Source organism: Halomonas meridiana, assembly GCF_009846525.1.
In the GTDB taxonomy this organism is placed as follows: domain Bacteria; phylum Pseudomonadota; class Gammaproteobacteria; order Pseudomonadales; family Halomonadaceae; genus Vreelandella.
In genome coordinates, this window is record NZ_CP024621.1 from 912,055 (window position 1) to 924,511 (window position 12,457).

Sequence of the window (12,457 nt, forward strand, 5' to 3'; positions counted from 1 at the left end):
TGAGAAGACCCTAGCGTAATTTTTGTTATGGCACGAATCGGCGGGGTCAACGGAGGCCGCGTGGGCATGGGGATCACCCACGCGGCCATAAGGCTTAGTTAAAACTCTTCCCACTCGGGCTCAGCGGTGGGGCGCTGGCGCTGCGTTACGCTCTTGCTTGGCGAGGGAGCGTGTAAACGCTGGGCGGGCGCAGAAGCGGGTTGAGCAAGCGCCGCGTGGCGGCTGGTGCCGTTGAGCCGGAACGCGGCGACCAGGTCTGCCAGTCGAGACGCTTCGTCTTGCAGCGAAGCCGATGCGGTGCTGGTCTCCTCTACCAAAGAGACGTTCTCCTGGGTGGCGGAATCCATCTCGGCAATCGCGGTGCTGATTTGGCTAATGCCGGACTCCTGCTCCTTCGCTGCCAGCGCCAGTTCTTGCATCATATCGTTGACGCGTACGATGGCTTGGTTGATGTCATCCATGCTTTCGCCATTTTTCAGCGCCTGATCGGCCCCTTGCGCGATACGGCTGGCGATATCCTCGATCATCGTACGAATCTCTTTCGAGGAGTTGGAGGTTTTCGTTGCCAGCGAGCGCACCTCACTCGCTACGACGGCGAAACCACGGCCGTGTTCCCCCGCGCGTGCAGCTTCCACCGAGGCGTTCAACGCCAAAATATTGGTCTGGAAGGCGATGGAGTCGATGACCTGAATGATCTCGTTGACTTTCTGCGAGCTGGCCTCCAGTTCGCGCATCAGCACGCTGGTTTGCTCCGACTCCTGCTTGCCGTGAGCCGCTTTTCTGGAAGCATCCTGTGTCAGGCGCTCGGCCTGAGCAGCAGTGTCGGCGTTTTGACGAACGATGGAGGAAATCTCATCCATGCTGGCAGCGGTTTGTTGCAGTGCGGCTGCCTGCTGTTCGGTACGTGAGGCGAGATCCTGGCTGCCGCCGGCAATTTGGCGAGAACTCGCCGCAACAGCGGTGCTGCTTTGCGAAAGCGTGCCTACCATGGTTTGCAGCTTGCCCTGCATGTCGTGCATGGCGCTGTAGAGTCGGCCAATTTCGTTTTTTCCACGAGATTCGATCTGGCTGGTCAAATCGCCTTTGGCAATATGCTCACACAGCTCCACCGCGCGCTGTAGCGGACGGACGATGATACGATTGATCCCCAGTTGAACACCCAGGGATAACAGAAGCGCCAATGCGATCAGCACGCCGCTAACGATCAGGGTGACGGTATGGCTCTGCTCAGCGTGAGCGATGTTCTCGGCTGCAAGGGCTTGAGCGCGGGTATTGAACGCACGAATCGCGTCAGTCAGTGCGCTGAACTCCTCATTGAAACGTTCGCGATGACGCACGAGGCCCGAGTAGTTGGCGGCGGCTAAGTCGCTACGAAAGGCGTCGTTGATCATCTGCGGATAATAACGGTCGATGGTAGCAATTAGCGGTGCGCGTGCGGCGGTGGGCGGTACCTCAATGGCGGTGAACTCGGCAAAGCGTGCATCCGCACGCTCCAGCGCTGCGCGTGCGAGTTCAAGCGCTTCCTGTGCCGAGGCATTGTCACCACTTTCTACGTAAGCGGTATAGCGGGCCAAGCGTAAGCGCAGCTCCATTAAATTGACTTCTGCACGATTGATCGACGCCACTTGCTGGGCGGCTACCTCATCGAGTTCGCGCAAGCTCTCCATCACACTCAATTTGGACATGATACCTGTCGCTGCGATGGCCAGCAGGGCAATCAGCATTAACCCTTGTACGGCTGCCAACGTATGTTTGACAGATAAATTTCGCATGTTGATTACTCTCATAGGCGGGAAAAGTAGGGGGTATGCTTGGCGAGGAGGGGAGCCTCGCTTGTACATTATCGACACAATGAGAGTGATATTGAGAGGTGTGGATCGCTTTTTTCACACTTATTTGCAAAGGTGTGGTTCTAAGCAAGTGACATCTGTGCTTGCCATACAAAAGGGCCAGCAAGCTGGCCCTTTTTGCCATCGACGCAATGGGTTAAAACGCTTCCCACTCTGGCGTGGCGGCGACCCGGGAAGGAGCGGCCGCCGCCAGCGGCGAGGCGTAAGACGTTTTGAACGTTTGCTGCACGGCAAGCGGGATTTGGCTGTCGCGCAGGGTGTGCGCAAGACGCTTCAATTTGAACTCGTTCACGAGTTCGGCCAGGCGGCCGGCTTCGTCCTGCAACGAGGCAGACGCCGTACTGGTTTCTTCGACGAGCGAGACGTTCTCTTGTGTCGCCGCGTCCATTTGAGACACCGCCGTACTGACCTGGCTGATACCGGAGTCCTGCTCCTTCGCGGCCAGCGCTAGCTCCTGCATCATTTCCGTCACTTGTACGATCGATGCGTTGATGTCCGCCATGCTTTGGCCATTACGCGTGGTTTGTTCGGCCCCTTGCGCAATACGCTGTGAAATGTCCTCGATCAACTCACGAATCTCTTTGGAAGACGTAGACGTTTTGGTGGCTAGCGAGCGCACTTCACTGGCGACCACGGCAAAGCCGCGTCCGTGCTCGCCCGCCCTAGCGGCTTCCACCGAGGCGTTCAGCGCGAGAATGTTGGTTTGGAAAGCAATCGAGTCGATGACTTGAATGATGTCGTGCACTTTGTGGGAGGTTTCTTCGAGCTCACGCATTAGCTGGCTGGTGTGCTCGGAAGCCTGCTTACCGCTGGTGGCTTTCTTGGCGGCCGCTTTCGTGAGCCGTTCGGCCTGCTCGGCGGTATCCGAGTTCTGACGGACGATCGAAGAGATTTCATCCATGCTGGCTGCGGTTTGCTGCAGTGCGGCGGCTTGCTGTTCCGTTCGCGATGCTAAGTCCTGGCTGCCACCAGCGATCTGCTTGGAGCTACTGGCCACGGCTTCACTGCTTTGATTGAGCGTGCTGATCATCTCTTCGAGTCGATCCTGCATATCATCCATTGCTGCGTAAAGGCGGCCTATCTCATTACTGCCACGATCTTCAATCGTGCTGGTGAGATCGCCTTTAGCGATGTTTTCGCAAATGTTGACGGCGCGCTGTAAAGGGGTGAGCAGATATTTGTTAATCGTTGCTTGCATCGTGATATAGAGCACGAGGGCTAGCACGACCAAAAAGCCGACCGTTATACCTAGAACTTGGCTATCGCGCAGAGTCTCTGCCGTTCGGGTATTGCCATAGTCCAGCGCAAAGCGGTTAAAGTCGCCCACCGCCTGACCAAAGGCTAAAAAAGCGGGATTGATGGTTTCTTTATAGTCGATCAATCCTTCGATATCCGCACTGGCAAGCATCGACCTAAGTTCGCTTGTCGCTGCAGCGTTATAGGTGTCATTGATCGTGGAGAGGTAGGAGAAGCGCTCGTCGTCAGGGCCAGTGGGAACGCTATTCATCGCTTCGATTCTAGCGTCCGATACGGCGAGGCTCTCTTTTGCAGAGGTCAGTGCATCGTCGACGTTGGCCATCAACCCATTTTGGTAATGCTGAGACAGACGCTCTAAGCGAACCCGCATTTCCATGAGGTTGGTCTCTGCCCTAGCCGCCGAACTCGATTGCAGTGCGCTGATATTATTGACGTCTTCTAGATAGGTAGCCGCCTTGCGTTCGCCCAAATAGCCAAGGAGCCCTACGCCCATCAGCATGATTAAAAGCACGACGAGTGCGCCCGCTATCAGGGTTTTTACTGATATTTTTTGCATGTCCGTTCCCTTTATGATCCCAACACCTGACGTAGTGTTAACGTGGGATTTAAAAGATAGCAGTGAAATCTTATGGGCACGCAGAGGTTGTTTTTATTTAGATATCTTGTTTTAAACGATTGTTTTCATTAATTTATCGAAAATCAAACGACCATTGTTTCATTAAGTGAATTAAGACGACATAACGTATCGCCACACGCCCCTCAGCGGCAGCCGTGTGATGTTTATGTATCGTCACGATAGCGTGCGAAAGTCAGGGTTAATCACTAGAGACAATGTTATTTTTTGCAGCGTTGAATGGCAGCATAAGCGGGGCCATGCTGCCGTGGGCAGGAAGAACGCTTAATGGGCGGTCAGCGCTTTGTACATGACATGGGTATCCACAAACCCCAAGGAGGCGTGCCGATAGGCGTTAGGTACCGTGCCGACGATCTCGAAGCCCAAGCGTTGCCATAACGCGACGGCCACCTGATTGCTGGCGACGACGGCGTTGAACTGCATGGCCTTAAAACCCAGCGCCAACGCTTCCCGCTGAGAGTGTTCGCACATGGCCCTGGCGACGCCTTTGCCCCGCGCGTTGGGGGTGACCATGTAGCCACAGTTGCACACATGGCGGCCGGGGCCTGCGGCGTTGGCTTTCAAGTAGTAGCTGCCCAGTAGCTCGTCATGCTCATCTTTGACGGCCATGCTTAGGAGCGGCGTTTGGCACCAAAACGCGAAAGCCTCCTCTTGACGAATCTCTGGATCTATCGCGTAGGTTTCCTGGGCGGCTACAATGGCCTGAAACGTAGGCCAGAAGAGCGCGAACTCGTTGGCTGTCATCGGGGAAAATTGAAGGTTGGACATGAGGTTTCTTCCGTTGATGTCGTCATGAGCGACGTTAGCACAATCGAGGAGAGATCTGTGCCGCTGGTACGTTGATCAGTGAACCACTGGACCGCGAGAGGACACGGCCATGACCGTTGAGAGCGCACTGACCTACTTTTTGGCGATCTTTGTCTTCGCCGTGACGCCCGGGCCGGGTATTTTTGCTCTGCTGGCCAAAGGAATGTCAGCGGGCGCGCGGCCCTGTTTACCGCTGGCCCTAGGCATGACGGTCAGCGATGTGATCTACCTACTGCTCGCGTTCTACGGGCTGGCTGCCTTGGCGGAGAACTGGGGAGGCGCCTTCACGCTGCTACGCTACGCCGGTGCCGCCTACCTCTTTTACCTAGGGTGGAAAATGTGGACGGCCGAAGTCACGGCGCAGACATTGGAGGCCTTCCCAGCCAGTAGCGGTGCTTGGCGTCGGGATAGCGCGAAGAGCTTTCTTCAGGGCTTTCTCATTTCAGCGTCCAACCCCAAAGTCATCCTGTTCTACATCGCTTTCTTACCGACCTTCATCGACCTGACCGTGCTCGAGCGTAGCGATATGATCCTCGTGGTCGGTTTGACGTTGCTCGGGCTAATGATGGGGTTGATGTTGGTCGCGTCGTTTGCCTCGTCTGCGCGGCGCTTCTTCCAGTCCGAGCGCGCCCAGAAAGGCACCAATCGTACAGCCGGTTCATTGATGATGGCTGCGGGTGCCTTTCTGGTCGCCAAAGGGTGAGACACGCGGCTTAACGGGCCACCTGAGCCACGATTTCATAGCTACGCAGGCGGTCCGCGTGACTGTAGAAATCGCTATTGATCATCAGCTCGTTCGCCCCCGTACGTTCTTGAAACGCCTCTAGCTGTGCTTTGACCGTTTCAGGGCCACCGATGATGGCCGCGCCCAAAAACTGTTCTACCTGAGCGCGCTCCATGGGCGACCAATCCAGTGCGTCTACGGGGGGCAGTGACTGAGTTGGTTTACCGCGGATCAAATTCAAGAATTTTTGCTGCGCGGTGGTGGCCAGGTAGTGCGCCATTTCGTCGCTTTCAGCCGCCATGACCGGCAAGCCGACCATGGCATAAGGCGCGTCTAAATGCTCGGACGGGCGAAAGTTATCCCGATAGAGGCGCAGAGCCTCGAACAGATAGCCGGGGGCGAACTGGGCGGCAAACGCGAAGGGAAGGCCCAGTTTGGCGGCGAGCTGGGCGCTGTAGCCGCTAGAACCCAGCAGCCAAATGGGCACGTGCGTGCCCTGGCCGGGCACCGCTTTGACGGTTTGCTGTGGGTCTTCTTCGCCAAGGTAGCGGCGCAGCTCTTCTAAACGCTCGGGAAAATCGTCGACGCCTGCATGGGCATGGCGGCGCATCGCTCGCATGGTGGCACCGTCAGAACCAGGGGCGCGCCCTAAGCCCAGGTCGATGCGCCCTGGGTACAGTGTCTCCAGCGTGCCAAACTGCTCTGCAATCACCAGCGGTGGGTGGTTCGGTAGCATAATGCCCCCGCTCCCCACGCGGATGGACGATGTTTGGCCCGCCACATGACCTATCAAGACCGAAGTGGCGGCGCTGGCAATACCGGCAATGTTGTGGTGCTCGGCTAGCCAGTAGCGCTGATAGCCCAACGATTCCGCATGCTGGGCCAGGGATACGCTGTCACGGAACGTTTCTCCCGCGCTGCCGCCTTGACGAATGGGCGCAAGGTCTAGAACGGAGAGGGCGGTGCTCGCAAGTTGGCTCATAAATCACCTGATAAACGTGCATGGTGCGTGCAGTGATTCGTTAGCACGCTTCATAATGCTGCGTTTATGTGGGCAGTTCCGAGCAATTGCAAGCCGTCGTCACGTGAACGTCACGCTTTGGGGGGCGTGGGGCGTACCAAGATCTCGTTGACATCCACATGCGGCGGCTGTGAGAGCGCGTAAATCACCGCATTGGCGATATCACGATCTTGCAGAGCGTACTCGGGTGGTTCATCAAAGAAGGGCGTGTCGACCATGCCGGGTTCGATCAGCGTCACCCGCATGCCGGTGCCGCGCAGCTCTTCGCGTAGATTGTAGCCAATGCCCGTGACCGCCCATTTGGTGGCGCTGTACATGGAGCCAGGGATGGTCGTGCGGCCTGCTGCCGAGCCGGTCAGCAGCACGTGCCCTTGGCGGCGTTTCAACTCCGGCAGGCAGGCTTGCAAGGTCAGGCCAACCCCGTAGATGTTGGTCAAAATCATCTCTCGCCAAGCGTCGTGGTCGGCGCTGCTAAAGCCGCCTGGCGAGCCGCCGCGGCCCGCATTGGCAAAGACAGCGTCGATTCGGCCAAAGGTTTCGATGGCGTGTTCCACCATGGCCTGCTGCTGCTTCAGGTCGGTGACATCGACCTCGCACGTCAGCACGTTCTCTGGGCCTAGCTCCTGGGCAAGGGAGGTTAGCTTGTCGGCAGAGCGCGCGGCCAGCACCAGTTGATACCCTTCACGGGCCGCTGCGCGAGCGGTGGCAGCGCCAATACCGCTGGAAGCGCCGGTAATTAACAGTACGCGATCATGCATCCTAGGCTCTCCTTGCAAATAGGGGAAGTTTCAGCATGGCTAAAACCCAACGAGGTTGCAAACGCGCTTCCGCGTTAGGGTTTTTCTTGCCGACGTTGCAGCATGGCAGAGAGATCCAGGATCGAACGTGCCATATCGGCCATGCTTTTGCTTTGATCCATCGAGGTTTTACGCAGAAAGCGGTATGCCTCCTCCTCGCTCATGGATTGGTGGGCCATGATGAGTCCTTTGGCCCGTTCGATCAGCTTGCGTTCGCGCAGCGCTTTGCGGGTATTTTCCAGCTCGTCGCTGAGCCCCTGTAACCGGCTCGATTGGGCGTGCGTCAACTCCAGCAGCGAGCGGCTCAAGGGCGAATTGAGAGCGCTGGCGGTCAAATCCCCCAGCGGCTGAGACGGGGTGAGGGCAAGAAGCTGTTCACACGGGGCCGGAAGCGGCGTGTCGGGGGTGGCCTTGGCCTGGTCCAGAGCGGCCTGGGCGTGAGCTATTTTATGGTGGCAAAGAGCCGTGAGCTGGGTGTTCAGCGTGTCTTCTACCGTCTTGATGGTATCGATCCGTAGGGTGGTCAGCTCATACCAGGTTTCCCCTAGCGTATTGCCCGAGGCCGTTTGATGGTGCGAACGCTGGCAAGCGATGTCGCGTAATTGGCAAATACCGGCCAGTGTTCGGGGTGAGAGCGACTGCAGCCAAGCGCTCAGTGCTTCTGGAGTAGCAAATTCGGCAAACGTATCGAAGCAGCGCTGCTGCGCCTCGACGAGCTGGTTGAGCAGCGTGCGGTGGGCGTTATCGAAGTGGCCCAAGGTGAACCCAAAAGCGCCGCAAGCGCGCTCTTGTCCAGCAAGCTCCTTCCCCTGCATCAAGTGGAAAATCGCCACCAGGGCGCGAGTGATGTCGGGATCGACTGCGGTATCGGCGGCTTCGAAGACGATGGCCAATAAACCGCTGATGAGGTGATTGAAGGCCTGCGTGGCCGCATCGGGTGAGATATGAAAGGTATCGATGGCTTGGCGCAGCGCGTCGAGTTCATCCAGTGCCAGCCAAACGGCGGCAATGCGGCGAAGCAAGCGTGCGGTGGCTTGTGGCCGCGCTTCTTGGCTTAGCGTTTCCAAGCGCAGGCGCATCGAGGCCTCGGCCGCTTGGCTATGTTGCACGTAACTCGTTCGGCGGGTCTTGAAACGTTTGCCCTTGGACGCCAGATAAATCGTCGAGGCACCGCGTTCGCGCTGCAGGACATGAATGAACTGACTGATATCGCTCACGATATCGGCGGTCGTGGCGAGATGGTGGAGGTTATCGATGTCGCAGCGCAGGGCGGTGAAGAGGAGCTGTTGGGCAGAAGACATGTTGATTTCCTTAATACTCGCCGCCAAAAGGTAAACGCCCCCACAGCGATGCGCATGCAGGGGCGGTGTTAATTAATATTAGCGTAATGAGAGCGCGCCTGCTCCCGCATCGTCGCCCGCCGCGTCACGGTACGCGCTGGCCTCTTCGGCTTCGGTGGCGTCGCTAAAGCGGACCACCAGCACGCAGGAGGCCAGCACCAGCACGGTCAATCCCAAATAGAAAAGGCCCTGCTGGTAGCTCAAACTTTCGCTGCGGAACAGGAACGCTGCTGATACGGCCCCTACGTTGCCACCCGCCCCGACGATACCGGCCACGGCGCCCAAGGCTTTTTTATTGATGAAAGGTACGACGCCAAAGGTAGCGCCTTCGGCCATTTGGACGAACAGGCTAAACACCAGCATGATGCCGATGGCGAGGCTGAGGACGTGCATCTGTGAGAACGCGACCAACGCGATGCCTTCGCACACCAGGGCAATGAAGAGCCAGCGCACGCGTCCCTTGAGTCCGCCCTGCTTGGCGAACAGGTCAGAAAACACGCCGCCCAACGTGCGCGCGAAGATATTCATCAGGCCGAAGAGCCCGGCGATCAGCCCGGCAGTGGCGAGCGTCAGGTCGAATTTGTCGAAGAAATAAATGGCGGCAATGTTGTTGATCGTCAGCTCGACGCCAAAGCAGAGCCCGTACACCACGAACAGGGCCCACACGCGGATATCCTTCGCCGCTGCCAGGAAGCTTTGGGCGGCACCGTGCTCACCGGTGGCGTAAGGTAATTCACCGCGCGCGCGCAGCTCGCTGAAGTTGCCGTTGGGGGCGTCTTGTGTGAACAGCCAGTAGGCAATGCCGGTGAAGAACAGCACGACGCCGGGCACCACCATGGCCAGACGCCAGCCGAGCGCTTCGTTGACCCCTAGCATCAGCATGCCGGCAAAGATCAGTGGCATGACGATTTGGGTGGTTCCGCCGCCAAGATTCCCCCAGCCGGCGCTGGTGGCATTGGCCGTGCCCACCACGTTAGGGGCAAACATGAGGGTGGTGTGGTACTGGGTAATGACGAACGATGCGCCGATGGCGCCAATGGCCAAGCGCGCCAGTAAGAACGTTTCGAAACTATCAGCGAGGCCAATCCCCATGACAGGAATGGACCCCAGTACCAGCAGTCCGGTGTAGGTTTTGCGTGGTCCGACTCGGTCGCAAAGCACGCCAATCAACAAGCGAACGATCACGGTGATCGCCACCGATGCAATGATGGTATTGCCGATTTGGGTTTGCGTCAGGGCGAGGTCTTCGCGCACCACGGCCATGAGCGGCGCGATACCGAACCAGCCGAAGAAGCAGATGTGGAATGCAAACCAGGAGAGGTGAAACGCCCGCATTTGCGGCGTCGAGAAGTTGAGTAGCCGAATACGGTTGGCTTTGTTGCGTATGTCCATGGGAGTGGCCTCACAGCGTATGAACGAGTTTGCCGAGACGCAACGCGCAGGCGTTACGTGGTTACGGGAACATGCCTTCACCGTTGAAGGTCAGGTTCGACGCACTCGTACCCTGTTGGGCCTGGTCCACGCCTATCACCATGATGGGAAAATAAGCAAATACTCCGCCATCGCTGTTTTATATGAATCAAAACAGATGGTTAAATTTTTTGCTACAAAGGGAACACCTTCGATGAGTGGCAAAGGTGGGGAAGCGCAGGGCGCTCGACGCTTGGTTAGCGCACTCTGCTTGGGCAGCGTGCGCTAAGTTGGGGCAGGGGCTGGGCGTGGCAGCGCTTATTCGTGTAGGTAAACCGCATCGATATCGAGTGTCGACACATGCCCCAGAGCATCGAAATGTGTGGCAAGCCACTTCTCCGCCGCTTCTCTGCCTTGCTCGAACAGGTGGCAGAGAAAGGGCCACTCGGAATTGAGCTTACTGGAAACCGACAGGTCATCCAGGGCTTTATCACCACTTATGCGGTGGAACAGTGCTTGCTGATAGCAGTTTTCGATGCCTTGCTCGTCGAGTGCATGCTTGAGCAGCGCGATCATACGCACCTCCTTGATCAGCGCGGCGTTGAAGGTGATCTCGTTGAGTCGATTCATGATCGCCGAGGCCGAGGTGGGCAGCTCTTCGCGACGAATGGGATTGATCTGCACCAGCAGAATGTCCCGCGCGCTGCACTCCTCCATGAGCGGGAAGAGCGCCGGATTGCCCATGTAGCCGCCATCCCAATACGCTTCGCCATCGATCTCTACCGCTTGAAACATGAACGGCAGGCAAGCAGATGCCATGACGGCGTCGACACTCATCTCTTCGCGGCGAAAGACGCGCTGTTTTCCGGTACGCACGTTGGTCGCGGCCACGAAGAGCTTGAGCTGGTCGCACTGACGCACGCGTTCGAAATCGATGTGGGCCGCCACGATATCGCGCAGCGGATTCAAATTGAGCGGGTTGAGCTGGTAGGGCGACACCAGGCGCGTCATCAAGTCCATGGCGATATAGCCCGGCGAGTGGTCGAGGCTCCAATTGCCGGTGAGGACATCCAGCGGGGAGCGGCGAATGGGGCTGGTCATTCCCGCTCGGCTCACCGCCTGCCAAAAGGCTCGCAGTGCCTGTCGCGCCGCCTGTTTTCCGCCCCGGGTAAGGGCATCGGCCATCACGACGCCGTTCATCGCGCCAGCGCTAGTGCCGCTGATGCCCTCGATCTCGATGCGGTCATCTTCCAGAAGGCGATCGATCACCCCCCAGGTGTATGCGCCATGGGCACCGCCACCCTGTAGCGCAAGGTCGAGCTTCTTTACCGATGCCATCGTCGTCCTTACCGTCTGTGATAGGAGTGCCTTTAGCATGGCATAAAAGCGCGCGGACGGAAGGGACGATCTGCACGTCCATGCGTTAGGGAGCGTCGGCCAGCGGCGACGGTCGCTGCTGGGGCAGGGGCAGGTCGAACACGGCATGCTCCATCAGACGGTCCAGCTGTTTGGCGAGCGCTACGCTGGCCTCCTCCATGAGTGCCAGCGAGGCGAGCTGGCCGGTATGATCGCCTTGGCGCGCATAGCGCAGGGCGTCCAAACCGCTTTCATGGAAGCGACGATGGGGAACGGCCAGGGCTCGGTAGGCGTCGCTCTGCTTGTAGCGCTGGCCTTCACCCGTCAAGTACCAGCGGCCAAGGGTGCAGTGGTGGTGGTCGGTCAGCGGCTCCTCTTCCAAGGAGGCCGACAGCAGCTGGTGGTAGAGGCGGCTTTTCCACACGACATGCTCCAGTTTGGCCGCGTGCAAACAGGCGGTCGTGGTGCTGTGATGGATGACCTTGTACATATGGCGCGCTTGGTCGGTGAGCTGTTCGATCATTTGCTCGGCCTCGTGCGCGGCCTGAGCCAGCGCGTTGGCTGTCTCGCGCTGGTGGGCCAGGACGCGAGCATCCTCTTTGAGCATAGCGGCGGTTTGTTCGACCCAGTGATCCAACTGGTGACCTAGCTGCTGGGTGTGATCCGCTAGGTGTTGAATGTCGCTCACCACGGCGGACAAGCCGCAGGGTTCGTCATGCACATGGGCCGCTTCCAGCGCCGTGCTCATGGCCAGCGCCCGGGTGTGTCCCGCCATGCGAGCCAACTCGACACTGAGGCCGCGCAGTTCATGCAAGGCTGTTTCGCTGGCCAGCGGCGCCGCATAATGGGTGTCCGCCTGCTGGTGTCGTTGGCCCTGCTGCTGCAAACGTTGAGCGACTTTCTCGGCGTGATGTAGCCGAGTGAAAAGATCGGTGAGCGTTGCGCGCTCGCTGGCGAGCTGCTCGGCGTGATGTTCCGCGCCCGCATCGAGGGACATCAGCATGTCTGCGCCCTTGGCCTGGAGCATGCTGATCGACTCAAGAGGTGTCATCAAACTGATCGTGCGGTAGCCTCGTGCACTTTTCTCCAGGGCCAACTGAGCGTGCAGCTCAGCGACTTGCTGCTCCAGACGACGGATCGTTTGATAGGGATGCATAAAGGCAAACATGGCGGATACCTTCAGTGGTGATGCATTTTGTGATGTTTTGTCACAAAGTATTGCAGAAGGTGTTCTTGCTTGCCTGGGAAGACTCCCCCTTGC

The 12,457-nt window shown here is 58.2% G+C and carries 11 protein-coding genes; 2 read left to right on the plus strand and 9 right to left on the minus strand.

Annotation, left to right across the window (positions count from 1 at the left end):
• Window positions 1-98: 98 nt before the first annotated feature.
• From CTT34_RS04430 to CTT34_RS04440, 3 genes are all read right to left on the minus strand, one after another.
• Window positions 99-1,772, minus strand: a complete 1,674-nt coding sequence (locus CTT34_RS04430) for a methyl-accepting chemotaxis protein (protein ID WP_159341358.1) — start codon at window positions 1,770-1,772, stop codon at window positions 99-101.
• Window positions 1,773-1,986: 214 nt separating this feature from the next.
• Window positions 1,987-3,663 carry a methyl-accepting chemotaxis protein gene (locus CTT34_RS04435; protein WP_159341359.1) on the minus strand — a complete coding sequence of 559 codons (1,677 nt, stop codon included), beginning with the start codon at window positions 3,661-3,663 and terminating at the stop codon, window positions 1,987-1,989.
• Between the two features lie 342 nt (window positions 3,664-4,005).
• A complete protein-coding gene (locus tag CTT34_RS04440) occupies window positions 4,006-4,509 on the minus strand; it encodes a GNAT family N-acetyltransferase (protein ID WP_159341360.1) in 504 nt (167 codons plus the stop codon).
• 109 nt (window positions 4,510-4,618) lie between these two features.
• Here CTT34_RS04440 and CTT34_RS04445 point away from each other — a divergent pair, with 109 nt between their 5' ends.
• The gene (locus CTT34_RS04445; RefSeq protein ID WP_159341361.1) at window positions 4,619-5,251 is read left to right on the plus strand and encodes a LysE family translocator; all 633 of its coding nucleotides are present in this window, start codon (window positions 4,619-4,621) and stop codon (window positions 5,249-5,251) included.
• A 10-nt stretch (window positions 5,252-5,261) separates the two neighbouring features.
• On the opposite strand, the gene CTT34_RS04450 is transcribed toward CTT34_RS04445, so the two are convergent.
• The 4 genes from CTT34_RS04450 to CTT34_RS04465 form a co-directional block, all read right to left on the minus strand.
• Entirely contained in the window at window positions 5,262-6,254 is a 993-nt protein-coding gene (locus CTT34_RS04450) for an LLM class flavin-dependent oxidoreductase (protein WP_159341362.1), read from the minus strand.
• A gap of 110 nt (window positions 6,255-6,364) precedes the next feature.
• The gene (locus CTT34_RS04455) at window positions 6,365-7,051 is read right to left on the minus strand and encodes an SDR family oxidoreductase (RefSeq protein ID WP_159341363.1); all 687 of its coding nucleotides are present in this window, start codon (window positions 7,049-7,051) and stop codon (window positions 6,365-6,367) included.
• A gap of 74 nt (window positions 7,052-7,125) precedes the next feature.
• Window positions 7,126-8,391 (minus strand): nitrate regulatory protein, encoded by a 1,266-nt coding sequence (locus CTT34_RS04460; protein WP_159341364.1) that lies wholly within the window; start codon window positions 8,389-8,391, stop codon window positions 7,126-7,128.
• 78 nt (window positions 8,392-8,469) lie between these two features.
• Entirely contained in the window at window positions 8,470-9,822 is a 1,353-nt protein-coding gene (locus CTT34_RS04465) for an MFS transporter (RefSeq protein WP_159341365.1), read from the minus strand.
• A 19-nt stretch (window positions 9,823-9,841) separates the two neighbouring features.
• On the opposite strand from CTT34_RS04465, the gene CTT34_RS04470 reads away from it, so the two are divergent.
• Complete coding sequence (locus CTT34_RS04470) at window positions 9,842-10,129, plus strand: hypothetical protein (protein ID WP_159341366.1); 288 nt, start codon at window positions 9,842-9,844, stop codon at window positions 10,127-10,129.
• A 29-nt stretch (window positions 10,130-10,158) separates the two neighbouring features.
• Here CTT34_RS04470 and CTT34_RS04475 read toward each other — a convergent pair whose 3' ends face one another.
• Both CTT34_RS04475 and CTT34_RS04480 read right to left on the minus strand, forming a co-directional pair.
• Window positions 10,159-11,178 carry a patatin-like phospholipase family protein gene (locus CTT34_RS04475; RefSeq protein ID WP_159341367.1) on the minus strand — a complete coding sequence of 340 codons (1,020 nt, stop codon included), beginning with the start codon at window positions 11,176-11,178 and terminating at the stop codon, window positions 10,159-10,161.
• A gap of 85 nt (window positions 11,179-11,263) precedes the next feature.
• A complete protein-coding gene (locus tag CTT34_RS04480) occupies window positions 11,264-12,364 on the minus strand; it encodes a CZB domain-containing protein (RefSeq protein WP_159341368.1) in 1,101 nt (366 codons plus the stop codon).
• Between the last annotated feature and the right edge of the window lie 93 nt (window positions 12,365-12,457).